This is a genomic window from Anaerolineae bacterium (assembly GCA_013178165.1).
Classification (GTDB): Bacteria; Chloroflexota; Anaerolineae; order Aggregatilineales; family Ch27; genus Ch27.
On sequence record JABLXG010000036.1, the window covers coordinates 18,943 to 43,121 of the forward strand.

The 24,179-nt window shown below is 61.8% G+C and carries 22 protein-coding genes; 13 read left to right on the forward strand and 9 right to left on the reverse strand.

All coding sequences use genetic code 11. From position 1 onward, the window contains the following. The first annotated feature begins 2 nt into the window (after nt 1–2). From HPY64_16055 to HPY64_16090, 8 genes are all read left to right on the forward strand, one after another. Nucleotides 3–1,085, forward strand: a complete 1,083-nt coding sequence (locus HPY64_16055; protein ID NPV68651.1) for a class D sortase — start codon at nt 3–5, stop codon at nt 1,083–1,085. Between the two features lie 40 nt (nt 1,086–1,125). Continuing rightward, entirely contained in the window at nt 1,126–1,401 is a 276-nt protein-coding gene (locus HPY64_16060) for a hypothetical protein (protein ID NPV68652.1), read from the forward strand. A 208-nt stretch (nt 1,402–1,609) separates the two neighbouring features. Further along, complete coding sequence (locus HPY64_16065) at nt 1,610–2,452, forward strand: MBL fold metallo-hydrolase (GenBank protein ID NPV68653.1); 843 nt, start codon at nt 1,610–1,612, stop codon at nt 2,450–2,452. Between the two features lie 135 nt (nt 2,453–2,587). Next, nucleotides 2,588–3,436, forward strand: a complete 849-nt coding sequence (locus HPY64_16070) for a DegV family protein (protein ID NPV68654.1) — start codon at nt 2,588–2,590, stop codon at nt 3,434–3,436. Between the two features lie 155 nt (nt 3,437–3,591). After that, entirely contained in the window at nt 3,592–4,443 is an 852-nt protein-coding gene (locus HPY64_16075) for a DegV family protein (GenBank protein ID NPV68655.1), read from the forward strand. Between the two features lie 83 nt (nt 4,444–4,526). After that, the gene (locus HPY64_16080) at nt 4,527–5,378 is read left to right on the forward strand and encodes a DegV family protein (GenBank protein NPV68656.1); all 852 of its coding nucleotides are present in this window, start codon (nt 4,527–4,529) and stop codon (nt 5,376–5,378) included. A 163-nt stretch (nt 5,379–5,541) separates the two neighbouring features. After that, a complete protein-coding gene (locus HPY64_16085) occupies nt 5,542–6,390 on the forward strand; it encodes a DegV family protein (GenBank protein NPV68657.1) in 849 nt (282 codons plus the stop codon). Between the two features lie 33 nt (nt 6,391–6,423). Continuing rightward, a complete protein-coding gene (locus HPY64_16090; GenBank protein ID NPV68658.1) occupies nt 6,424–6,909 on the forward strand; it encodes a YbaK/EbsC family protein in 486 nt (161 codons plus the stop codon). Between the two features lie 107 nt (nt 6,910–7,016). Here HPY64_16090 and HPY64_16095 read toward each other — a convergent pair whose 3' ends face one another. The 4 genes from HPY64_16095 to asnB form a co-directional block, all read right to left on the reverse strand. After that, entirely contained in the window at nt 7,017–7,637 is a 621-nt protein-coding gene (locus tag HPY64_16095) for a threonylcarbamoyl-AMP synthase (protein NPV68659.1), read from the reverse strand. Then, the gene (gene prmC / locus HPY64_16100; GenBank protein ID NPV68660.1) at nt 7,634–8,494 is read right to left on the reverse strand and encodes a peptide chain release factor N(5)-glutamine methyltransferase; all 861 of its coding nucleotides are present in this window, start codon (nt 8,492–8,494) and stop codon (nt 7,634–7,636) included. Before prmC ends, HPY64_16095 begins: the two co-directional genes overlap by 4 nt. Further along, nucleotides 8,491–9,558 carry a peptide chain release factor 1 gene (prfA, locus tag HPY64_16105; GenBank protein ID NPV68661.1) on the reverse strand — a complete coding sequence of 356 codons (1,068 nt, stop codon included), beginning with the start codon at nt 9,556–9,558 and terminating at the stop codon, nt 8,491–8,493. The genes prmC and prfA overlap by 4 nt, the downstream gene beginning before the upstream one ends. Before the next feature lie 151 nt (nt 9,559–9,709). Next, a complete protein-coding gene (gene asnB, locus HPY64_16110; protein NPV68662.1) occupies nt 9,710–11,689 on the reverse strand; it encodes an asparagine synthase (glutamine-hydrolyzing) in 1,980 nt (659 codons plus the stop codon). Between the two features lie 134 nt (nt 11,690–11,823). Between asnB and HPY64_16115 the strand changes: the two genes are divergently transcribed. From HPY64_16115 to rpsT, 3 genes are all read left to right on the forward strand, one after another. Next, entirely contained in the window at nt 11,824–12,207 is a 384-nt protein-coding gene (locus HPY64_16115) for a hypothetical protein (protein NPV68663.1), read from the forward strand. Nucleotides 12,208–12,274: 67 nt separating this feature from the next. Continuing rightward, nucleotides 12,275–13,102: a hypothetical protein gene (locus tag HPY64_16120; GenBank protein ID NPV68664.1), complete on the forward strand. Its 828-nt coding sequence runs from the start codon at nt 12,275–12,277 to the stop codon at nt 13,100–13,102. 160 nt (nt 13,103–13,262) lie between these two features. Continuing rightward, a complete protein-coding gene (gene rpsT / locus HPY64_16125) occupies nt 13,263–13,529 on the forward strand; it encodes a 30S ribosomal protein S20 (GenBank protein ID NPV68665.1) in 267 nt (88 codons plus the stop codon). 89 nt (nt 13,530–13,618) lie between these two features. Here rpsT and HPY64_16130 read toward each other — a convergent pair whose 3' ends face one another. Next, nucleotides 13,619–14,308 carry a response regulator transcription factor gene (locus HPY64_16130; protein NPV68666.1) on the reverse strand — a complete coding sequence of 230 codons (690 nt, stop codon included), beginning with the start codon at nt 14,306–14,308 and terminating at the stop codon, nt 13,619–13,621. Nucleotides 14,309–14,814: 506 nt separating this feature from the next. Between HPY64_16130 and HPY64_16135 the strand changes: the two genes are divergently transcribed. Together HPY64_16135 and HPY64_16140 are read left to right on the forward strand one after the other, a co-directional pair. Then, nucleotides 14,815–16,008, forward strand: coding sequence for a M20/M25/M40 family metallo-hydrolase (locus HPY64_16135; protein NPV68667.1), 1,194 nt, complete (start codon nt 14,815–14,817; stop codon nt 16,006–16,008). Between the two features lie 223 nt (nt 16,009–16,231). After that, nucleotides 16,232–17,359, forward strand: coding sequence for a deacylase (locus HPY64_16140; GenBank protein NPV68668.1), 1,128 nt, complete (start codon nt 16,232–16,234; stop codon nt 17,357–17,359). Nucleotides 17,360–17,468: 109 nt separating this feature from the next. On the opposite strand, the gene HPY64_16145 is transcribed toward HPY64_16140, so the two are convergent. From HPY64_16145 to HPY64_16160, 4 genes are all read right to left on the reverse strand, one after another. Next, on the reverse strand, nt 17,469–17,744 hold the full coding sequence (locus HPY64_16145) for a hypothetical protein (protein NPV68669.1): 276 nt from the start codon (nt 17,742–17,744) through the stop codon (nt 17,469–17,471). Nucleotides 17,745–17,878: 134 nt separating this feature from the next. After that, a complete protein-coding gene (locus HPY64_16150; GenBank protein ID NPV68670.1) occupies nt 17,879–19,033 on the reverse strand; it encodes an SH3 domain-containing protein in 1,155 nt (384 codons plus the stop codon). A gap of 112 nt (nt 19,034–19,145) precedes the next feature. Beyond that, complete coding sequence (locus HPY64_16155; protein ID NPV68671.1) at nt 19,146–21,080, reverse strand: ABC transporter ATP-binding protein; 1,935 nt, start codon at nt 21,078–21,080, stop codon at nt 19,146–19,148. A gap of 152 nt (nt 21,081–21,232) precedes the next feature. After that, nucleotides 21,233–24,154, reverse strand: a complete 2,922-nt coding sequence (locus tag HPY64_16160) for a cation-translocating P-type ATPase (protein ID NPV68672.1) — start codon at nt 24,152–24,154, stop codon at nt 21,233–21,235. Nucleotides 24,155–24,179: the final 25 nt, after the last annotated feature.

Here is a 24,179-nt window from a genome sequence, read left to right on the forward strand (position 1 = left end):
CGATGCGTGACAAGCGCCCTGTGGACGAACTCTCAATCGAGGAACTGGAACGCATCCTGGCGATTCGCAAGCGCGAGGCGCGGCTGGAGCGTCTGCGCCGTCTGGGTCTGGAAGGGCGCCGCGCCCTGCCAGACCGTGAATCGCTGTCCGGCGGCACACCGTCTGAAGCCAGGTTGCCGGAGACAGCCACACCGGCCCGGGTTCGCCCGACTGCGCCAGACCCTGGCGGCGCCGATACCCTATCACCGGCTAACATTGCGGCAGCATACACCGATGCCGCGGCGGATGGCCTTCCTCGCTTCGAGGAAGAGCCTGCCTGGATTTCACCGGCCAGCCAGGCGCCGGTTACCAGTTCGCTACAGAAAACGATCTGGAATCGACTGCTGCTGCTGGTCGAGGTTCTGGCGGTCATCGGCCTGCTGATCATCGGCGTGGAGTTGTTCCAAGCCCTCCAGACTCTGCAGGAGGAAACAGCTGCGGTTCAGGCCCAGGCTCAGGCGGCGGCGTTCGCCAGCCTGCCGACTCCGACTGTCACGCCGGAGATCAGCCTCAATCGCATCGTGCTGCCCAGCGGCCATACACCGCCCACCGCCGCCGGAGGCGCGCAGTTCAACCTGAACGAAATCCCCGCCCACCTGCGCCCGATCGTCCAGCAGCAACTGGCCGCGCCGATTGTGATCCCGACACCCGGCCCGGAAAGCCCGGTGCGCATCCAGATTCCGGCCATCGGTGTTGACGCTCCGATCGTCAGCGGCACGGACTGGGAAGCGCTCAAGCGCGGCGTTGGCCACCAGCCCAATACTGGCCTGCCAGGCCAGCCAGGCAATATGGTCCTTTCCGCCCACAACGACATCTACAGCGAAATCTTCCGCCACCTGGATCGGCTTTCGCCCGGCGACCAGATCACTGTCTATACTCTGACGCGCAGTTACACCTATGTCGTGCGGGAGACGCAAATCGTATCACCGTACGCCGTGCACGTCATGGACCCCACCCGTGAACCAACGGCGACCCTGATCTCCTGCTATCCGTATCAGGTGGATAACCAGCGTATCGTCGTCTTCGCCGATTTGCAGCAGGGCTAGCGCCCTTCGCTGCCCGATAACCACAGCCAAAGGAGAACCTATGGCCCGCAAGAAAGCACCCCGTCGTACGAATATTGCTCAGGAATCTCTGGAGCGCGCCCGACGCGAAGCCAACGGGCAGCTCTATGTCCCCCCTGCTCCGCGCCTGGAAAGCACCCCCGCCCGCAGCGGCAAAGCGCCGGTCGCCGAAGTCCGCAAGACCACGGTCGAAGATCTCGCCGCCGAGTACGCCTACGTGTTGACCGACCTGCGCAATATGGGCGCCCTGGCGCTGGCGCTATTCGCCGCGCTGATTATCGCATCGTTCATCCTCTGATCGTCGCGGCACACCGCTGCAGCGAATACCAAAGCCCTCCTGCTGCGGAGGGCTTTGGTGTTGACTTTCCCACCCTCTGCCTTCTTATTTGTGAAAACTATCACAAATCTTGACACCCCTCTGCGTGCTGTCTATACTCTGCCCACTGGCTGGATCTTCCCCTCTGTAACCGGTACGTGTTGCCTTGTCACAGTGATCGCCCAGAGCCATGCAGCGTGAACGTGTAGCCGATGACATCTATGTGTTCACCAGCGAGCTGTATGCCCAGGTTACCGCTGGCGCCATCGTGACTCCTGAGGGCGCCATTCTCATCGACACACTGGCCTACCCCGAAGAAACACTCCAGATCAAGAACTTCCTGGAAAAGCGTCTCAACTGCCCGGTACGTACGGTCATCAACACCCATTACCACGCCGATCACACCTTCGGCACCTACCTCTTTGAGGATGCGCTGGTCGTTGGCCATGCCCTGTGCCGCGACCTGCTGGATACCCGCGGGCGCAGGAGCATGGAAGAAGCCAGGCGGAGCAGCTCCGAGTTTACTGATGCCCGCATCGTGCTACCTGCAATGGTCTTCAAGACTGGCACGCTGGCCGTTCACCTGGGCAATAAGACGGTTGAACTGTGGCATTCCCCCGGCCACAGCCCGGATTCGGTGGTAGCCTACGTGCGCGAAGACCGTATCCTCTTTGCAGCGGATACGATCATGCCCATCCCATACTTTGTAGACGGCAGCTACGCTGACTTCATCAGGTCGCTGGAGGCCCTGCGCGGCAAGGGGTTTGAGTGTGTTGTCCAGGGGCACGGCGAGGTTGTACTGCGCGGCGAAGTGGAAGCCAAACTGGATTCAGACCTGGAATACCTCAGGCGGATCAGGCAACAGGTGGAAAAGGCGCTGGACCGTAAAAGCCCTGAAAAATACCTAGAGAAGATCGATATTGAAAGCTGCGGCAAAAGCCGCATTGCCCTCAACGGCGCTGTCCAGGCCCTCCACCGCGCCAATGTCCGTCTGCTCTACAGCCAGGTGCGCGCAGAAACGGTCCGGGCCTGAGATGCCGTTGCCAAACTGCATCTTTGTACCCTATACTCTGGTCAAACCGCCTGCTGCGGAGTCACGCTCCGCGCGTTTTCGTTCTCTGATTGCCCTGCGCCGTGAGTCCTATCACCTTCAGGGAAGGAGCTGCCTGTGACGCCGCGATTTGCCCTGGTTACCGATACCACTGCTGACCTGCCTACCGAACTTGTCCGGCAACACAACATCTATATGATTCCGCAGATTATCGTCTGGGGCCGGGAAAGCCTGCGCGAAGGCATCGATATCACCAGCGCTGAATTCTTTCAGCGGCTGGCGACGACTACCGTCATGCCTACCACCTCACGCCCCGTACCTTCCGATACCGTCGATCTCTTTAAGCGTGCCATCAAAGAGACCGGCGCGGAATCGGTGGTGGCCGTGGTCGTCTCCAAAGACGTCAGCGGCACCGTCTCGTCCGTCGAACAGGCCATGAAAGAGGTCGATTTCCCCGTCCACCTGGTCGACACCCGAACTATCTCGCTGGCGCTGGGCCTGACCGTCCTTAAAGTGGCCGAGGCGCGTGACGCTGGCGCCAGCCCGGAGGAAGCCGTCGCTCTGGCCAGAGCTACCGCCGCCAACAGCCATGCCATCTTCACCCCCGGCACCCTGGAATTCCTGCGCCGTGGCGGGCGCATCGGCGGGGCCAGGCATCTCCTGGGCACGGCCCTTAACATCAAGCCGATCCTGACCATCCAGGACGGGCATGTTGAACCACTGGAAAACGTGCGCACCCGCAAACGCGCCCTACAGCGACTGATCGAGTTGACGGGTGAACGGATCGCACCCGGCAAGCCAGTTCAGCTTGGCGTCGTCCATGGCGCAGTGCCAGAGGAAGCAGCTGAGGTCGCCAGCGCGTTGGAACAGCTCTATAAGCCAGAACGCCTGCTCCAGAGCTGGATCGGCGCATCGATCGGTGTCCACGCCGGGCCTGGCGTACTGGGTATCATGATCGTGCAGTGATCGCCAACCGTATATCAGCGCAGCCAACCGTGGTAATCCTGGCCGGTGCAGGATAAACAGGTCTCTTGCCCGGCCTGTTTTATCTGTGGCAGTAACACTTTGCTGCTGAAGGTGTTTTAGCACTTGAATAAAACACTATTGTGAAGGAGGACTTCGTGGCTCGCTTTGCCCTGATCACCGACAGCACCTCTGATCTGCCACCCGCCATTGCCCGCGAGCGGCAGATTCACGTGGCGCCACTGTACATCATCTGGGGCCAGGATAGCTTGCGTGACGGCATCGATATCACCCCGGAACAGTTCTATCGTCGCCTGGCTATCGACCCTGTGCTGCCAACAACATCCCAGCCAACCCCCGCCGATTTTGCCCAACTGTACCGGAAGATCCATGCCGAAGACAACAATATTGAGGGGGTGTTGGTCACAACGATCTCCGCCGATCTGAGCGGGACCTATGCTTCAGCGATCCAGGCCCGCGACATGGTTGACTTCCCGGTAGAAGTCGTCGACCTGCGCTCGGTAACGCTGGGCACTGCCATGCCTTTGCTGCAGGTGGCCGATGCCCGCGACCAGGGTGCCTCCCTTCAGGAAGCTGCTGCCCTGGCCCGATCGCTGGCCAACCGGACGCACATCTACTTCACGCTGGACACCCTGGAATACCTGCACAAGGGTGGCCGTATCGGTGGCGCCAAGCGTCTGATCGGCACCGCCTTCAACATCAAACCCGTGCTCCAGATCGCTAACGGCAGGGTTGAGGCCAAAGAGAGCATCCGGACGCGCAAGCGCGCGCTGAGCCGGCTGGTTGAGCTATTTGAGGAAACCGTCGATCCCACCAAAACGCTATACGTTGGCTTGCTGCATGGCCAGGCCCCGGCGGATGCCGACTGGCTGGAGGCAGAAATCACAGCCCGCTGGCAACCCGCCCAGCTGATCAAAGCCCAGGTCGGGGCGGTGATCGGCGTGCATACCGGCCCCGGCGCCGTGGGTTTTGCCCTATTGCAACGTTGAGTATCGTCCGGCCAGCCCGGCGCAACAGGTAGGCCAGCATCCTCAGCCGGGCTGGCCACCAGAACAGGAGAAGGAGTCATCACGTGCCCCCGCAAATTGCGATTGTGACCGAAAGTACAGCGGATATCCCCCGCGACCTGGCCGCCGAACGCCAGATCTTCACCACCCCCATGCACATTTTCTGGGATGGCGAGGATTTGCGCGATGGCGTGGATATTGCGCCTGTCGAATTCTATGAGCGTCTGGTCACTTCGCGCACACATCCAACCACTTCGCAGCCCACAGTGCCGGAATTCGCGGAAACATTCGAGCGCGCTCGCGCGGCAACAGGCGCTGTAGCGGTCATCGTCATGACGATGTCCGCCAAGCTGAGCGGCACTTACAACGCTGCCTGCCAGGCTGCCCGCGCGGTGGACTTTCCTGTGCACGTTATCGACACCCGCACCGGTTCGCTGGCGCATGGTCTCGCCGCGCTGGCCCTGGCCGAAGCACGGGACAACGGCATCAGCCCACAGGAGGCGGTCCGGCTGGCCCGCGAGCTCGCCGACCGCACCAAGATGATCTTTGCGCTTAACACGCTTGAATATCTCTATCGCAGCGGACGGGTGAGCAACCTCAAGCGTCTGCTGGGGGCAGCACTTCAGATCAAGCCGATCCTGCACGTTCAGGATGGCGGTATCACCCTGCTGGAACAGGTGCGCACGCGCCATCGCCAGATTGAGCGATTGTTCCAGATCTTCGAAGAAGTGGCCGATCGCACCAAGCCGCTGCGCGTTGGCGTGCTCCATGGCAACTCCTTCCAGGAAATGCAGGAGTTCGTGGAGAGGATTCGCTCCCGCTGGAATCCAATCCAGCTGGTCACTAACACAGTCTGTGCACCCGTCGGAGTTCACACCGGCCCAGGCTCGCTGGGCTTCGCTATCCTGCAAGTGTAGCCGGGGCGCCTGAGCCACAGCGAGATTTGAAAGTAGAGTAGATAGAATATTTGCAATATTTGGACGTAATATGTACAATATATCTACATAACGTCCATTTATTCAGGCTTACCTGCCTGCCAGCCCAGGGATAGCGTCAGTAAAAGGATTCTGGAATCCGCTCATGAAACCGAAGATTGCCATTGTGACCGATAGCACATCTGATATCCCCGCTGCCCTTGCCGCCGAGCGCCAGATCTTTGTTGCCCCGTTGCACATCCTGTGGGGCGGCCAGGACTTACTGGACGGCGTCGACATCAGCCGGGAAGAGTTTTACCGGCGGCTGACGACCGATCCCCACCACCCGACTACATCTCAGCCCGCTCCGGAGGAATTCGCCGACCTGTTCCAGCGCGCCCGCGATGCCACTGACGCCAGCGCTGTGCTTGCCGTGACCATCTCCGCTGCCATCAGCGGCACCTACAATTCTGCCGAACAGGCCGCCAGGCTGGTTGACTTTCCGGTTCATCTGGTCGACTCACGGACAACTTCCGGCGCGCTGGGCCTGTTGGCCCTGGCCATTGCCGACCTGCGTGACAGTGGAGCACCGGTCGAGCAGATCGTCCAGCAGGCACGCGAATACGTCAGCCGGACCCGGGCTATCCTGACCATTGATACACTGGAATTCCTGCACCGCAGCGGGCGTGTCAGTGCCGCCCGGCGCTGGATCGGCGTACTGCTACAGATGAAGCCGATTCTGTATGTCAACAATGGACGGCTGGAGGCGCTGGAGGCCGTGCGCACCCGCAATGCCGCCCTGACCAGGATGCTGGAACTTTTCAACAGCTGGGTAGATCCCCATCGCCCGCTGCACGTGGCCATCCTCTATGGCGACACACCGCAGGACGCCGACGCCTACGAGGCTGCGCTCAAAGAACGCTGGAATCCGGCTTTCATCATGAAGGTGATTGCGTCTTCAGCGGTTGGTGTGCATACTGGACCCGGCGCAATGGGGCTGACCCTGTTTCAGTAAAGCCCCCTGGTTAGGACACAAGCGAGGAGCAGTATGGAGCTATTCACGCCGGAGCATGTCCAGGCGGCGCTGGATCGCTTTGGCCTGGGGCTGAAGATTCGCCTGTTTGAGCAGTCCACCGCAACCTCTCAGGAGGCCGCCGACGCCATCGGGACGGCGCTCGGTACCATTGTCAAGAGTCTGTGTTTCATGGTGGATGGCCAGCCGGTTGTCGTCCTGGCAGCGGGAGACCAGCGCATTGATGACCGCAAGCTGGCCGCGCTCTACAACACTTCCCGCAAAAAGGTCAGGATTGCCACCGCGGAACAGTGCATTGCCATCTTCGGCTACGCGCCCGGCAGCGTCCCGCCGGTTGGCCACCGCACGCCCAACCTGCCGATCTACATCGAGGATTCGCTGGGGCGCTTCACCCAGCTTTACGCTGCTGCCGGCGCACCAAATGCCATCTTCCCGGTGACCTACGAGCAGTTACAGCAGATCACCGGCGGTAAAATCGCCGACCTGAAGCGAGAAGGCTGAACGCTTTCATCGATGTGGTGTGGCCCTATCCCACATTTTCCCGCCGGATAACCCACCTTTTCCCACATTATCCCGCACGGAATCCCACCCGTGCGGGATAATGCGCATCAGTAACCCAGCACCACCCGGATTTGCCCGTCCGTGATCGGCCCCTGCCGGAAGATCACCGGCGCACCAGCATCATCAAACCCAACCACGGTCGAAGGCGCGCCGCCCGGCGCCGGGCCGTCATCCATATAGTAGGTTACCGCTGCCCCAAGCTGGGCATAAGCCTGTTGAACGCTGAGCGGATTCGGCCCGCCGGAGCGATTGGCGCTGGTCACAGCCAGCGCCCCGCCCATCAAGCGGATGACCGCCCGTGTCAGATCATGATCCGGCACGCGCACGCCCACCGTCGGCAGGGTCGTCAGGTTTTCCGGCAGGTCAGGCAATTTGGGCAGCACAATCGTCAGCGGCCCAGGCCAGAACGCTTCTGCCAGCAAACGCGCTGCACGCGGCGCCTGCTGACAGACGCGCTCGATTCCATCAGGGTCACTGAGCAAGAGCGGGATCGGTTTGTCCTCGGCGCGGCCTTTTGCGGCATACAGGCGGTCAATCGCCGCCACCGAATGGGCGGAAGCCGCCACGCCATAGACGGTATCCGTGGGAAGGACAACCAGCTGCCCCTCCCGCAACGCCTGGTAAGCCAGGGGAACGGTCTTGGCGTTGAAAGGGATAATGCGACTCATCGGGTTACCTCCACGATGCGATCGTGACCGGCATAATCCGGCAGCACCCGCACCCGCGCGCCGGGGAATGCCCGCCGGCAAAGGGCGCTTACCGCCCTGCCCTGCCCTGCTCCGATCTCCAGCAGCAGGGCAAAAGTGGGTGGCACGCGGTCAGCTGCTTCAGCCGCCAGGCGACGTATCACATCCAAGCCATCCAGCCCGCCATCCAGCGCCAGACGCGGCTCATGGCGGGCCACAGCCAGGGCCTCCAGATCGGCAGAAGGGATATATGGCAGATTGGCGACGATCAGATCGGGTTTGACGCCGTCTGGCAGCGCGGTCAGCAGATCCCCCTGGCCAAACCGTACATTGGACACGCCAATCTGGATAGCGTTGCGACGGGCGACCTCCAGCGCCACAGCGCTGCAATCCAGCGCATAGACGGTCGCCCCTGGCAACGCCGCCGCCAGCGATAGCGCGATCGCCCCGCTGCCAGTCCCTACATCGACGATGGTCAACCGCTGTTGCGGCCACGTCTGCGCCCAGGCCAGCGCCGCGTCAACCAGATGCTCGGTCTCCGGACGCGGGATCAGCACATCCGGCGTCACGATAAAGTCATGATGGTAAAAAGCACGCCAGCCGGTCAGGTACGGAATCGGTGTCCCCTCCGCCGCCCTGGCGACCAGTTCCGCATAGTGCGCCGCCTGATCGGGCGTCAGCAGGCGTTCCGGGTGAGCCAGCAAAGCCGTGCGCTCCACGCCCAGCATCGCCGCTAGCAGCACACCGGCGTCAAGCTGCGGCGAGCCAGACACTGCGCCGAGCGCCCGGCTGGCCTGGCGTAAAGCCTCACCCACCATTTGCCCGGTTTCCAGTCTCATGCCTCAGCCAGTCGCTCCGCCTGCTCGCGGGTGGCCAGTTCGTCGATGAACATATCGATCTCGCCGGCCATCACTGCGCTCAGGTTGTAACTGCTCAGGTTAATGCGATGGTCGGTCACCCGGTTCTGTGGGAAATTGTAGGTGCGGATCTTCTCGCTACGCTCGCCGGTGCCCACCTGACTGCGCCGTTCCAGCGCCCGTTCTTCCTGCAGACGGCGCTGCTCCATGTCATACAGCCGCGCTCGCAAAATGCTCATCGCCCGCAGGCGGTTCTGGGTCTGGCTGCGCTCGTCCTGGCAGGCCACCACCAGGCCGGTTGGCAGATGGGTGATCCGGACGGCGGTCTCATTCTTCTGGACGTTCTGGCCGCCAGCGCCGGCGCTGCGATAGGTATCGATCTGCAGGTCGTTAGGGTTGATGTCGATCTCCACCTCATCTACTTCAGCCAGGACAGCCACCGTCGCCGTGCTGGTATGGATGCGTCCCTGGCTCTCCGTGATCGGCACCCGCTGGACGCGGTGTACCCCGCTTTCGTACTTCAGGCGGCTGTAAGCGCCCCGCCCCTTGATCGTGAAGATAATCTCCTTGTACCCGCCCTGGCCAGTTTCGTGAGCGCTGATCACTTCGGTCTTCCAGTTACGCGCCTCGGCATAGCGCATGTACATGCGCGCCAGGTCCGCGGCGAAAAGCGCTGCCTCATCGCCGCCCGTCCCGGCCCGGATTTCCATGATCACATTCTTGTCGTCGCGGGGGTCCTTGGGTAGCAGCAACAGACGGATCCGTTCCTCCAGCGCATCACGACGCTGAACCAGACTGTCGATCTCGGCCTCGGCCAGTTCAGTCAGGTCGGAATCTTCTTCCGCGGCCAGCAAGGCGCGGGCTTCCTCCAGTTCTCTGACCACGCGGCTGTATTCCCGCGAGGCGGCCACAATCTCGTCAAGCTCGGCCTTTTCCTGGGCCAGTTCTGCGACCCGTTCGTAGTCCACAATCACTGCCGGATCGGCCAGCAGCTTTTCGATCTCGTTATAGCGCGCCTCGATGCCCGCCAGTTTCTTCTGCAGCATACATCCTGCTTCCTGAATTTAGTCGTTCGATCAACACACAAAGCCCCCTCAATCAGCGGGGGGCAGCCAGCAACCAGATCTGTCACCAATTTGAGTATAGCGCAGCCCGCCACCAGGCCGCAATACACGGAATCAGTGCTAATACCCCCCCTTAGTCGCGCCGCTCACCGTCCACAAACGCCCGCTGCCATAGCTCCAGCATCAGCAGGCGCAAAACCAGTTGAATGTGATTCTCCCGCCCGGTGAAGTGGCGTTCCACCAGGTCAACCACCGCCTGCCGCTGGAAGTAGCCTCGCTCCAGCGTACGGCGATCCAGCAGAATCGCCTGCACCCGATCACGCAGCGGCCCATCCAGCCAGGCCTGTACCGGACTGCCAAACCACTGCTTGGGGCGTTCCAGCGCCCAGGGCGGCAGGTATGGCCGCATTGCTTCCCGCAGGAGCCACTTATTGCCGCGTGTCTTGAGGTGCGGTGGCAGGCGGATGGCAAAGTCCAGCAGCGGGCGGTCAAAGAAGGGCACGCGCAGTTCCAGGGAATGGGCCATCGTCACCTTGTCCGCCACCAGCAGGGCATCTGCCGGGAGCCACGTCAGCGCCACCAGCGCCTGGACGAGATCGACCGGATCATCGCTGCGGCGGCGTGCCTCTGCCAGCAGGTCGGCGAAGGCGGCTTCTTTGTGGCCTGCCTGGCGGCGCAGGGCGTTCAGATCAGGCGAGTACAGGCGTCGCCGCAACCCTTCCGAAAGGGTATAGCCTTCATAGGAGATGCCGCGCCGCAGCGCTTCTTCCACCGGCAGCAGCGGCATCTGCCAGCGTGGCAGGTAGTACGGCAACGCTCCCAGCACCGGGTAGCGTTTGAGCGTCGCATACCACGGCTCCAGCAGGCCCAGTGGCCGGCCTACCAGCTTCGCCCGCCACACTGGCGCGAGCAGGCGGTCCAGACGCGCCGACAGACGCAACAACAACGGCCAGACGGCGTGGGATTGATAGCCGCAGAACAGCTCATCCCCACCGGTACCGTTCAGCACAACCTTGACTTCCTGCGCGGCGAGTCGGGCCAGCGCCTGCAGGCTAACCGCCGAAGGGTTATCAATTGGCTCGTCGGCATGGTAGACAAACGCGTCAAAGTGCTGCCACCAGTCTTCCGCGGTAATGACCAGTTCCCGGTGTCTGGCCCGAAAATGTCGGGCAACCCGCCGCGCCTGTTCAAGCTCGTTGTCGCCGGTGGGGATGTCATAGCCGACGGTAAAGGTGACGACGCTGTCCGGCTCGCAGGCGCTCATCAGCGCCAGCATGGTCGCCGAGTCAATCCCCCCGCTGAGGAACAGGCCCAGAGGCACATCGGAACGCAGGTGCAGCCGGACGCTGTCCTGCAACAGAAGGCGCGCCTGATCCACGGCTTCTTCCGGTGTGACGGGCACAGGCCCCCCGGCCAGCGGGTCCTGATCAGCATCTGCCCAGTTCCAGAAGCGCCCCTGCTCCACAGAGCCGGTCCGCGTATCGACAACCAGAAAGTGGCCGGGCATCAGGCGGCGGATGCCTGCAAACAGAGTCCGTTCGCCCAGCATGTAGCCAAAGGTTAGCGCCGTATCCAGCACAGCAGGATCAGGCGTCGCCTGAACCTCAGGATCGACTAACAACGCTTTGATCTCGCTGGCGAAGAGCAGTCGCCCGTTGCATTGTGTCAGGTACAGCGGCTTCATCCCGATATGATCGACGGCCAGCACCAGCCGGGCGTGAGGTGCATCCCACAGTGCGAAGGCGTACATGCCACGCAGGTGATCAAACAGGGAGAGTCCGTATTGCTCATACAGGTGGACGACCGTCTCGGTATCCGTCTGCGTGGCGAAGCGGTGGCCCAGCGTACCGAGCGCCTGGCGCAGTTCGATGTAGTTGTAGATCTCGCCGTTGAAGGCCAGCGCCAGCGTACCATCCTCGTTGAAGATCGGCTGGTCGCCACCGACCACGTCGATGATGCTGAGCCGCCGCATCCCCAGGGAGATGCCGGGTGCGTCGAAGAAGCCCTCGCCGTCCGGCCCGCGATGGGCGATTCGCGCGGTCATGGCGCGGGTCAGGGCCGGGTTCACCCGATCTCGGCCCAGGAGGTCAATGCTGCCTGCTATCCCACACATGGCGGGTCATTATACCATGCCGGTATTCGCTGCCAATGTAGTAGGCTACATAGTGAACACCGGTGATAAGGGTGCATTCCAGATTGGGGGCAAGAAAGGGGTAGACTAGGGGGACGCTGAGGAGGATAAGCCAAATGGGACAATCAGACGGGGCGTTGCGGGCGGCGCTGCAAGCGCAAATGAGCGAGATACTCGATGCTTTACTGGCCGAGAAGACGGCAGCTGAGCAGATCACCTTGAGTGAGATAGAGCAATTGGTGACGGTGGCAGGGAAGAAGATGCAGGCGGTGTTGACGGCGGGGTTGGTGGAGCAGGCGAGCGAGGAAGACCGGTCAGCGGCGGGGCCAGTGTGTGCGCATTGTGGGCAGGCCATGCACTACAAGGGACAAAAGGGGAAGTACGTAGTCACGGCAACAGGGGGAGTGCAGGTCAAGCGGGCCTATTACTACTGCAAGACCTGCCGGGCGGGTGTTTTTCCCCCTGGATCAGCGATGGGGACTGGGAGCGAGCCAGTATAGTGAGCGACTGAGCAAGCAAATCGTGTGGCTGAGCAGCCTGTTGCCCTATGCCCAGGTGAGCCAGGTCATGGCGTGCATTGGGGGGCAGACCATCGGTCAGACCAATGCCTGGCGTGAGACCCAGCACCGGGGGGCACAACTGCAGGCGGAAATGGCCCGCCGACAGGCTGCCCTGCGGCCTGAGCGCATCGTGCCCAGCAATGCTCGCCAGGACCATCAGCGGCTGAAAGGGGTGAGCCTAGATGGCGGGATGGTGCATGTGCGTGGCGAGGGCTGGAAGGAGTTTAAAGTCGGGGTAGTCTATGATCTGGGCGTCCGTGATGGGTATGATGTGCGGAGTGGGGAAGCCGCTGCGCAGCCCTGCGCGGAACAGAGCCACTACACGGCAGTGCTGGGTGACGTAGCCCGCTTTTCCCCGGCTTTGTGGGAACTGGCCGCAGCTCATGACCTGTTGAATGCCGCCCGCAGCAGCGTCACCGCTGACGGGGCCGAGTGGATTTGGAACCTCTGTGCCGACATATTTCCCGACAGTGTCCAGATTGTCGATTGGTACCATGCCACCCAACACCTGGCTGAGGCGGCGCAAGCCCTCTTCCCTACCGCGGAGGCCCAGGCGATAAGCTGGTATCACCAGGCCCAGGACCTCTTGTTCTACGGCCAGGCCTGGCGCATCGTTCAGACCTTGCACCAGGCGGGATTACCAGACCTGGCGCTGTATTTCGAGCGTCACCAACGTCGCATGCGCTACCACGAGTTTCGCGAAGAAGGCTGGCTGATTGGGTCTGGCCCTGTTGAAAGCGGCATCAAACAATACCGAACCCGCCTGGCCGGTGCGGAATGCACTGGTCCCGCCCAGGTGTGGAGCGGATGCTTGTCCTGCGTTCTGCAGTCTTGAGCCACGACTTCGATGACCTCTGGACTGCCGCGGCTTGACCCTGCCCCCAATCTGGAATGCACCCTGGTGATAACTGCCGCTGGACAGTCAGACGGTCATCTGGTAAAATGCGGCGACAAGAATGAGAACAGGCACGAAAAGTTCGGGAGAGGGTTTTCCGTTGGCTCACCACAAGTCTGCACTCAAGCGCATTCGGAGCAACGAACGCAAGCGGATCGCTAACCGCATTATCCTCGTGCGTTCGCGCACATTTGTCAAAAAGGCCACGGCGACCATCAGCGGCGGCGATGCCCAGGCAGCCCGTGAAGCGACACTGGCGGCCATCCGTGAACTGGACAAGGCTGTGACCAAAGGCGTGCTGCACAAGAACACCGCTGCCCGCAAGAAGAGCCGCCTGATGAAGAAGCTGAACGCCCTCAGCCGGTAACCCGGCGCGTTCGTTTGCTGGAACAAATCGACACAGCCGACCGCATTGCGGGTCGGCTGTGTGTTGTTGGTTATGGCTGCCAGCCCGCTTCAGGGTGCGGGTGGTACCAGCCGGTAGCCCACCCCGCGTACTGTCTTGATAATGCGCGGATGGGCCGGGTCTTCCTCAACGATCTCCCGCAACCAGCGGATGTGAACGTCCAGCGTGCGCGTATCACCCATATAGTCGGTGTGCCACACCTGCTGGATCAGGGTCTTGCGGGCGATCACAGTATTCGGATACTTCAGGAAAAGTCCGGCCAGTCCGGCGAGCTTCGGCGTTAGCGGCTTTTCCTGCTCACCAACCAGGAGCGTCCGCTTGGCCATATCCAGCCGGAGCGCCCCTGCCTGCAAGACCTCACCCTGCCGATCCCTTTCCTCAACAAAACGCCTGATGCGGTTCACCAGTTTACGCCAGGTCAGCGGATGACACAGCACCACGTCAGCTTCACTGGGCCCTCCCTGGCCGTCAGACGACGGGCGAATATGAATGATCGGCGTCTCCGGCAGGGAAGCGCGCAGTGTTCGACAGATCCGGTCGCCGGATGTGCGCATCGACGCCGCATCCAGCACGACGACATCCGGCAGCATGCTCTGGGCGAGACTGATCCCCTGCTTACCGGAATACGCTAACGCCAGGTTGTACCGCTTGCCCAGCGCCGTCGCAAAGGATTTGCCGTTGGCCCGTATACTTTCGATCAACAGAACTTTCGCCGCGTCGGACATCGTCAGGAGATTCACCCCTCACTTCTCTCATCCGGGATGACCGCTTTCTCGATTGCGCAAGTCAGTTGCGCACAGCCAACAGATCGCTCGCCGGATGCCTTCTCCTTACATAGGCGATTATAACTGCCAGGCACTCCGGAGCAACGATGTATTGCTTTAGACGGTCACACTTGCCGAAACTTTCCATAGGCTTCCTCAATATTGTCATCGATCCCCTGCTGGTGGGGGTGGAACACTTCATGGAAGCCCATAGATGCGGATCACTGAAGAGACAGACCAGGTGCTGGAATTTAACATTTGGCGCCTGCACCCGGTGACGCCGGGCAAAACACCTTATCCCCAACCGGAGCGCCAATAACCCAAGCCAGATAGCCATTATCCCATACCGTCCGGTCGGGGCCAACACGCCGCCAGCGCCTGCCGCAGCAATATCAAGCAGGCGCAAATCGACAATGACCGGTACAATAGATGCCAGATTTTCCGCCGCTTTCCACCAACCCGGCATGAAGGGCAGGCTCGGAATGGACCTCCAGGAACATGTTGTATGGCTGAGCCGTCAGCCGCGAGTCCAGGATATCTGGCGTTACCTGGACAAAGTGTTGGCCGACATTCTTGCCTCGGCGGTGCTGATCCAGCAAATCCCCGCGCCGACTTTCCGCGAGCTGGTGCGGGCCAACCACGTTTTGAGCTGTTTTGGCTCCTGCGGGCTGGTCGATACCGGGATTGACAACCTGTACAATGTCTATGGGCGGCTGCCCGGCAAAGACCCCTCCGCCCCGGCTCTGCTGATTTCCGCCCACACCGATACTGTCTTCCCGGAAGGGACTGACCTGGCCCTGCGCCACGAAAACGGCAGCCGCATCGCCGGGCCGGGCATCGGTGATAACAGCCTCGGCGTAGCGGCCCTGGTGGCTATCGCCGATATCATGCGCCAGTTCCGGGTTAAACCTCACCGCGATATCTGGTTCCTGGCCAACAGCCGCGAAGAAGGGCTGGGCGACCTGGGCGGCATCCGTGCCTTCTACGAGCAATACGGCCACCGGTTGGGGCGGGCGATCGTTATCGAAGGTCTGACGCTGGGGCGTGTTTATCATCGCGGCATCGCTGTGCGCAGGCTACATGTCGCTACTTACGCGGAAGGCGGTCACTCCTGGCAGCAGTTTGGCCGGCCCAGCGCCATCCATCATTTGCTGCTGCTGGGGGCCAGACTTGTCCAGCTCAAGCCGCCGGAGAAACCGCGCACCACGTATAACATCGGCATAATCCAGGGCGGCCAGTCGGTGAATTCGTTGGCCACCAGCGCTAGTTTCTACATGGACCTGCGTAGCGAAGATCCGCAAACCCTGCGCGAACTGGAAACCACCGTGCGCGGGATCATCGCCAGCGAAAGCGACCGGGTCGAAGGCATCAGCGTCACGGTCGATGTGGTCGGCGATCGGCCCTCCGGGGGTATCAGCGCCGATCACGAACTGGTGCGCGGCGCAGCGGCGGCCCTGCAGGTGGTTGACCTGGACTGCCAGCTTCAGGCGGGCAGCACCGACGCCAACCTGCTGCTGGATAGGGGCCTGCCCGCGGTGACTATCGGCCTGACCACCGGCGGTAACACCCACCGCCTGGATGAGTACATCAACACGGAGCCGCTCGTCAAGGGCATGCGCCAGCTCATCCTGCTGGCGCTGGCCGGGGCAGGCTGGGAGCCACCACCTGAGCTATGACTACCGCTAACTTTATAGCCGGGCTAGCCCTGTAGCAGCAGTCGCAAACGGTCTCTGGCTGATCAGCTACAAAACCGGCAAACTCGCCAGACGTACTCTGCTCGTTCCAGTGTCTGCCAGCCGTGCCTGATCAGGGTTGTCACGTGGTCGGGGATAGCGCTTGCCCCCGGCCCTTAGCGATACTGGTTGCCATGCTCAGGACATGGCATTCGAAGGGAGCACTATGAGTCACTCAGTTCACGTTGGTACCGCTACCGCCATCCCCGGCCAGATCACCTACGGGGTCTTTGAGGGCGTTCCCTTGCCCACCGGTGGCTCTGACCCTATCCCGGTGATCATTGCGCAGGGCAAAAAGGAAGGGCCTACCCTGTGGATCACCGGCAGCATTCATGGCAATGAATACAGCGGGATGGCCGTCATCCATCGCCTGCTGGGGCCTGGCGGCGTGGACTTTCCGCTGGCCGGGCTGGCCGGGACCGTGATCATGATCCCGACGCTCAACCCCGCCGGGTTACGCACGGAAGCCCGCGCCCCTTATTACAGCCACGGCTCAGACCCGAACCGCCTGTTCCCGGCCCCCAGACGCGCCAACAAAAATCCTTCCTCAATGGAGGATAGTGTTCCCACGCCGTTGGAGCGGGTCTATGAGCGCCTTTTCGAGCGGATCGAGGCACATGGCGATTATCTGATCGACCTGCACAACGCCGTGATCGGCTCGCTGGCCTTTGCCTTTCGCGATCCCATCTACTACGACGGCGCGGAAGACAGAGCAGCGGCCCAGAAGCTCCAGGCGCAAAATGATCAGATGCTGGCGGCCTTTGGCTTCCCGATCATCAACGAGTTCCCGTCAGCCGAGTACCTGAAGAAAAATCTGCATCGCTCGGTCAGCGGAGCGGCGCTCAACCGGGCGCGCCGTCCGGCGTTCACCGTCGAACTGGGCAGCTACCTGCATGTAGACACGCGTGTGCGGGACGCAGCCGTGACCGGCCTGCGCAACGTCATGCGCTGGGCCGGGATGCTACCGGGCGAACCAGAAGCGCTACCGGATATCCCTCGGCCCCAGGTGAACTTCCCGGTACGCCGCCTGATGCATCCGCGCGTTCCCACCAGCGGCATTGTCACCCATCTGGTCGACACCGGTGATACGATCCGCACCGGTCAGGCGGTCGCCCGCCTGACTGATATCTTTGGGCGGCCCATCGGCCCCGATAGCGGCCTGTTGCGCACCGAGTTTGATGGCTATGTCGTCGGCCGGATGCAGGGGATGGTCTACTACGAAAACGATCCGGTGCTATGGCTGGCCGTTCGCGATGATAGCGATCTGCTGGTTCCCTACCCGGACGACTATTGATCCTGCACCGCACCCGGAGAAACAAACAGGCGGCATGGATGGTCTCCATGCCGCCGTTGATTCGCTTCCTGCTGCCAAAAACCGGCCAGGACCGTATTAACGCCGCAGATCAGGCTCCACCATTGCGATACATGTCCGGCAGAAAGGGCACAAAGAAGCTCCAACCCTCTTTGGCTGCCTGCAGGCGCTGCTCTTCGTTCAAGACCAGAACTGTATGATGTTCCCCGGAATAAATCTCGATCGTCAGGTCTTCCTGACCGTCATCTACAATCTCTTCAAAACAGTGGCGCTCATAGCCCATCGGTTCCCGCAGGAACTTGCCAAGACAACGCTCACAAAAGGCAAGCTGGGCGGTGCAGACATCGCGGTTGATCTTGACGCGCATCACGGGTGGCCTCCCCAGCCTATCATCTCCGATGTTGCCTATCCGCAAGGTACAGGATAACCGTAACGCGATATAGTGGCAAATGTCACCTGATGGCAGGGAAAACGCATACCTGCCGCGCCGGGCCAGATTTTCTAGCGTACCTCAAGGATGCAACGCCCGGATTCCGACTCGCGATCGGTTCCCGGGCCGAACTGCTGCTGGCCATCGAATATCGGGCTGCGCCAGCTCACGCGGTAGGTGATCGTGTGCTGTCCCCGGGTTAGCGGTTCCGTCACCGGCACATACCAGTAGACCGACCAGTTGCCGTCAGGCTGCTGGGTGATTTGCCCCTGGAACAGGCGCCAGTTGTCCAGCAGGCGGCCATCAAAGCGCACCTCATAGATCACGTTGTTGATGTGCTGGAGGACGTATTCCCGTGTGCTGGCGATCCACCCCCAGAAGATATCAATGGTGGAACCAGCGCCCAGCGGTGGGGGAACCTGGTTGAATTCCTCACAGTAGGCCAGCACATCGTACCTGGCGACAACCGGAGCCGTTGCGCCATCTGAAGGCTGCGCCGGTGGGGTCGGGCTGGCCGGAGGCATTGTGGTGATGACGCTCAACGGGGTAACCGTAGGAATATTCAGGCCGCGCGGCGGCGTCAGCGTGGCCGTTGGCGTGGGGGAGACGGTTCCCGGCGTGCGTGGTATGACGGTGCCAGCGGTCACCCCCTGACTGGCTGGCGTGAAGCTGGGCGTGGCGGTGACCGGCAACCCGCCGAGCAGGGCCGTGGCCAGCGGCGTGCCGCTGATCTCCACCACCACCCCCGGCGAAGTCGGCGTCGGCTGCGGCGTCGGGCTGGGGAGCACGAAGATCAGATTGGCCGCGATCCAGCCTTCGGTGCCATCTTCCAGCCGCACGTTGTACCACGTGCGATCCTCGTTGGCGGCCAAAATGATGACATCGGTATTGTTGACCACACCTACAATGGCCGGAAAGGTTACTCCCGGCCCCTGCCGCATATTGACCGCCTCCTGCACGGTGGATACCCGGCCAATGACCGGCGGCGTAGGAGTCGGCGTGGGGGTATCGGATGGGGTAGGCGGTATGGGCGATGGCGATGGCGTCTCTATGAAGGTAGGTCGCGGGCTGGCGGTGGGCACCGGTGTGGCGGTGTAGCGTGGCGTGAAGGTCGCCAGCGGCGGCAGAGTGGCCGTGGCCAGACCGGGAGTCGGCGCATAGATAGTGGTGCACCCCGCGCCAAGCAGCCCCGCGCACAGAGTCAAAGCCAGCAGTGAACGCCTCACGAGAGTCACTTCCTCTCCCCCAGGGTAACGCTGCTCTGCTTCCCAGGACCGATGTGCTGCGGTTGAGTATAGTCGGCCCGGCAGGATGCGGCAAGAATGACCCGGCTCCGCCTCAAAGCGTCGCTGGCTGCTCCCGCTTGAACTGGGTCTTATACAGACGCGCGTACAGCCCTCCCCGCGCCAGCAGTTCGCTGTGTTTCCCCTGCTCCACAATCTGCCCCCGGTCCAACACCAGGATCAGATCGGCGGCCAGAATCGTGCTCAGCCGGTGGGCGATGACAATGCTCGTCCGCCCGGCCATGACGGTTTTCAGCGCCTCCTGAATTAACGCCTCGGACTGGCTGTCCAGATGGCTGGTCGCTTCGTCCAGCACCAGGATACGCGGATCTTTGAGGATGACACGGGCGATGGCGATCCGCTGCTTTTCACCTCCGCTCAGCCGGTAGCCGCGCTCGCCCACCACGGTATCGTAGCCATCCGGCAGACCCATGATGAAATCGTGGATGTTGGCCGCGCGGCAGGCGACCTCCAGTTCGTCCCGGGTAGCATTAAGCCGGGCGTACAGCAGGTTGGTGCGGATGGTGTCATGGAACAGGTGCGTCTCCTGGGTGACCATCCCGATCTGGCGGGCCAGCGATTCCAGCGATACCGTGCGCAGATCGTGGCCATCCAGCAGAATGCGCCCCTCAGTCGGATCGTAAAGGCGAGGGATCAGGTAGGTCATCGTTGTCTTACCTGCCCCGCTGGGACCGACCAGCGCTACCAGTTGCCCCGGCTCAATATGGAACGATACGTGCTCCAGCGCCTTTTCGCGGGCCTGACTGGTCGGCGTGTCGCCATCATGCGGGCGCGGGGGCGCCGCCGCAGCGCCAGAGAGCGCCGCGCCAACCGCATCCATCTGTCCGTAGCGCGGCACGTCGCTCAAGAGCAGGTGCTCATTGACACCGTACTCAAACGTGACATCTTCAAACGTGAGCGCACCTCGCACGCCGTCCAGGACCACGGCATCCGGACTTTCGACAATATCCAGCGGCAGATCAAGCACCTCAAATACGCGCTCAAAGCTGACCATCGATGTGGCAAAAGCAACCGGCGCATTGGTCAGCCCCTGCAACGCGGCATACAACTGGCCGAGATAGGCGGTAAACGCCACGATCGTGCCGACGGTGAACACCCCGCGCAGGACCAGGTGCCCGCCCAGCCAGTACACCAGCGCCGTGCCCACCGCTCCAACCAGGCCAATGATCACAAAGAACTGGCTACCCAGCACGGCGCGCCGCACGCCAATATCGCGCACCGCAGCGGCGCGATCCCGGAAGCGGGCAATCTCCACACTGCTACGCCCGAAGAGCTTGACCAGCAACACGCCGCTGATATTAAGTGTTTCGTTCATCATGGCGTTCATCTGCGCATTGTATTCCATCGCCTGACGGGCCACACCACGCAAGCGCGCCCCCAGGCGACGTGCCGCAAAAATGAACAACGGCAGTACCAGCACAGAGACAAGCGTCAGGCGCCATTCCAGCGAGAGCATCACCACCAGCGTCGCCGCCGTCTGAATCAGGTTGGTCACGATATCCACAATAGTGCTGCTGATCGCCCGCTGGGCATCGATGACGTCGTTGTTGAGGCGACTCATCAGCTCACCAACGCGGGTGTTGGTGAAGAACGCCAGGGACATGCGTTGCAGGTGGGTGTACAGACTAACGCGTAGATCGTAGATCACACCTTCGCCGATGGTCGCGTTGAACTTGCGCTGCGCCACCCGGATGCCGCCATCCACCAGTGGGATGCACACCAGCGCCAGGGCCAGCAGGTTGAGCCGCCCGGTATCGCCAGCGGGAAGCGTATGGTCGATCAGGTCGCGCAGGATCAGTGGTATGAGCAGGCCAAGCACTGTTGTCAGCAGGATCGCCCCCAGCAATGCCCCGATATGCCCCCAGTAGGGACGCGCATAGACCAGCACACGCCGCAACAGCGCCGGTGTGACCGCCCGCGCCTGTTCCGGCTCATCACGCAATAGCGAGAACCACCCGCTGCCGTGCATCCCCACCGTTTCCTCCAGTGCTACAACTGTTTGACCACCTCCAGCCTTGCCGATTATAACAGCCTTACCTGCTCTCGCCTGGCCGTTCCCTGGAAAGGAAAGAGCGACGGTGGGCGCCGTCGCTCCTCCCAACTCATCTATAGGCGATCCAATCAGGCCACGCTACGATGTTTGCGCCGCCGGATAAACTTCTCAATCTCAACCGCGAACAACACCAGTGAGGCCAGTATCAGAGTCACCAGAAGCTGCTCACCAGTCAAGGCAACAGTGTCAAAGGCCGCTTGCAAGAATGGATCGTAGATGACTAACAACTGCAAGACAAAGGTGAGCACCACTGCTCCAAAGAGCAGCCGGTTCCGGCGATACCAGACTTTGAAGAAGGAGGTATCCCCGGCCCGAATCGCCGAGACTTCAAAAATCTGGGATAGCGCCAGGATACTGAAGGCCATGGTGCGGGGCATGGCCAGCGCCAGGCTGATGATATCTGATCCGGCAGCCCCATGGGCGTCACCGCTCTCTGTACGGGTCAATTCCTCAGCCCGTTCAGCCACTGACCAGCTGTCCCATAGCTCCGGCACATTCTCCCCACCGATGATCTGGCCAAGCTGGTTGGCGGTGAGTTTCTCCAAACCCAGCGTGGAGCTTAGCGGGGACAGCCCTAGGGACTGTTGTGCCCATATGTAACCGGCCAGCGTAATCACGCCAAGAAACAGCCCAACCCAGATCACATGCAACCCCACCCCCCTGGCGAAGATACTCTCCTTCGGGTGGCGCGGCGGGCGCTTCATCGTATCTGCTTCGGCGGGTTCAAAGCCCAGCGCAATCGCTGGCAGGCCATCGGTCACCAGGTTGATCCACAGGATCTGGATCGCCAGCAGCGGTGACTTCAGGCCAATCATCAGCCCGACGAACATTGTGATGATTTCACCCACATTGGTGCTCAGCAAATAGCGGATGAACTTGCGGATGTTGTCGTAGATGGTGCGACCTTCTTCCACCGCCGCAACAATGCTGGCGAAGTTGTCATCAGTCAGCACCATATCCGCTGCGCTCTTGCTGACTTCTGTCCCGGTGATACCCATCGCCACACCGATATCTGCCTGTTTGAGCGCCGGGGCGTCGTTGACGCCGTCACCCGTCATTGCCACAACCTCGCCATGCCACTGCAGGGCGTTCACCACACGCAGCTTGTGTTCCGGGGCAACACGAGCAAAGGCCGAGGTTTGCTTGACGGTTGCCCGTAACTCCTCGTCGCTCATGGCCTGCACTTCTGAGCCGCTCACCGCATACTGGCCTTCCTGGAGGATGCCCAGCTGGCGGGCAATCGCTTCCGCAGTGAGCTTGTGATCGCCCGTGATCATGATCGTGCGGATGCCGGCCTCGTGGGCAACCTTAACTGCGCGGGCTGCCTCACTGCGCGGCGGATCCATGATCCCGGCCAGACCCAGCAGAAACAACTCCCGTTCAATAACCTCCGGCTTGAGGTCCTCCCCGTTCGGAACCTGCGGAAGCGGGCGATAGGCTACCCCCAGCACGCGCAGCCCCTGTGCCGCCATCTCATCGATCTTGGCCAGCCAGACGCTCCGCCGTTCCTCGGTCAACGGAATCGGCCCTTCCGGCATGGTCTCATGCGTCGCCCAGTCCACCAGGCGATCCGGCGCACCCTTGACGAAAGCCACAGCAGGCGCATGGTTGAAGAGCGCCGTGGCAAAACGTCCGCGCGGCTCATGGATGGTGGTCATCGCCTTGCGCTCACTGCTGAAGGGAATCTCCGCCACACGCGGTAGATCTTCCTGGAGTTGCTCGCGGCTCCAACCCGCCTTGCGGGCGGCCACCAGCAACGCTCCTTCGGTCGTATCGCCCACGACCGTCCAGTGGCCGTTTTCACCCTCCTGCTCCACGTAGGCATCCGTGCACAGAGCGGCAGCCTTCAGGAAGCGGGCCAGCGCGTCATCGTTCATGGCATGCAACCGCTTGCCATCCACAAAGAACTCACCCACTGGCTGGTATCCCACCCCGCTAACAGTCACATCATCATGGCCGGGCAGGGCCACCAGCGTGGTTGTCATCTCGTTGCGGGTCAGGGTGCCAGTTTTGTCGGAGCAAATCGTGGTCACCGAGCCAAGCGTTTCCACCGCGGGCAGGCGGCGGATAAGGGCATTGCGCCTAACCATGCGGCTGGCCCCCAGCGAGAGGCTGATCGTGATGACCGCTGGCAACCCTTCAGGAATGGCAGCCACCGCCAGGCTGATCGCCGTTAGCAACATCTCCTGAACCGGATTGCCGCGTAGCACGCCGGCCACAAAGACGATCACCACCAACACACCGGCCGCCCCCGCCAGGATTTTGCCCAGCCCTTCCAGCCGTTCCTGCAGCGGAGTCTTGCCCTTCTGGACGCCCTGGAGCAGGGTCGCGATGTTGCCCAGTTCCGTCCTGAGACCCGTACCGGTGACCACAAACTCGCCGCGGCCATAGGCCACCGCGGTTCCCATAAAGACCATGTTATGGCGTTCGCCCAGCGTTGCCTGGTCAGCAATGACCGCTGTGTCCTTGTCAACCGGCACCGATTCGCCGGTCATCGCCGACTCCTCGATCTGCAGGTTGACCGCCTCGATCAGGCGCCCGTCCGCCGGGATGCTATCCCCGGCCTCGATCAGGACGATATCACCGGGGACCAGTTCAGTCGCGCTGACCGGGTGCACATGACCACCGCGGCGCACCCGCACGTGCGGCACCTGCATCGCGCTGAGCGCCGCCAGCGCCTGTTCCGCCCGGTATTCCTGATAAAAGCCCAGCAACGCATTCAGAACCACAATCGCCAGGATAATGAAGACATCTTTGATGTCTCCGAGCACCGCCGAGACGACCGCCGCCCCGATCAGGACCAGCACCATGATGTCGGTGAACTGGGAGAGCAGCAGCTTCCACCAGGGCAGGCCGCCCTCCGCAGGCAATGTATTCAGGCCATACTGTGCCTGTCGTTCCCTGACCTGGGCCTCGGTCAACCCGACAGCCGCCTCTACTCCCAGTTCGACCAGCGTGTCATGAATTGACTTTCGGTAATATTCTGTCATCGTACGTGGATTCCTTCCCAACCTT

Coding starts and splice junctions, on each gene's coding strand:
- HPY64_16055 (NPV68651.1), top strand. CDS start 3: ATGCGTGACAAGCGCCCTGTGGACGAACTCTCAATCGAGGAACTGGAA.
- HPY64_16060 (NPV68652.1), top strand. CDS start 1,126: ATGGCCCGCAAGAAAGCACCCCGTCGTACGAATATTGCTCAGGAATCT.
- HPY64_16065 (NPV68653.1), top strand. CDS start 1,610: ATGCAGCGTGAACGTGTAGCCGATGACATCTATGTGTTCACCAGCGAG.
- HPY64_16085 (NPV68657.1), top strand. CDS start 5,542: ATGAAACCGAAGATTGCCATTGTGACCGATAGCACATCTGATATCCCC.
- HPY64_16090 (NPV68658.1), top strand. CDS start 6,424: ATGGAGCTATTCACGCCGGAGCATGTCCAGGCGGCGCTGGATCGCTTT.
- HPY64_16095 (NPV68659.1), bottom strand. CDS start 7,637: ATGAGTCGCATTATCCCTTTCAACGCCAAGACCGTTCCCCTGGCTTAC.
- prmC (NPV68660.1), bottom strand. CDS start 8,494: ATGAGACTGGAAACCGGGCAAATGGTGGGTGAGGCTTTACGCCAGGCC.
- prfA (NPV68661.1), bottom strand. CDS start 9,558: ATGCTGCAGAAGAAACTGGCGGGCATCGAGGCGCGCTATAACGAGATC.
- asnB (NPV68662.1), bottom strand. CDS start 11,689: ATGTGTGGGATAGCAGGCAGCATTGACCTCCTGGGCCGAGATCGGGTG.
- HPY64_16115 (NPV68663.1), top strand. CDS start 11,824: ATGGGACAATCAGACGGGGCGTTGCGGGCGGCGCTGCAAGCGCAAATG.
- HPY64_16120 (NPV68664.1), top strand. CDS start 12,275: ATGGCGTGCATTGGGGGGCAGACCATCGGTCAGACCAATGCCTGGCGT.
- HPY64_16135 (NPV68667.1), top strand. CDS start 14,815: ATGGACCTCCAGGAACATGTTGTATGGCTGAGCCGTCAGCCGCGAGTC.
- HPY64_16140 (NPV68668.1), top strand. CDS start 16,232: ATGAGTCACTCAGTTCACGTTGGTACCGCTACCGCCATCCCCGGCCAG.
- HPY64_16145 (NPV68669.1), bottom strand. CDS start 17,744: ATGCGCGTCAAGATCAACCGCGATGTCTGCACCGCCCAGCTTGCCTTT.
- HPY64_16155 (NPV68671.1), bottom strand. CDS start 21,080: ATGCACGGCAGCGGGTGGTTCTCGCTATTGCGTGATGAGCCGGAACAG.
- HPY64_16160 (NPV68672.1), bottom strand. CDS start 24,154: ATGACAGAATATTACCGAAAGTCAATTCATGACACGCTGGTCGAACTG.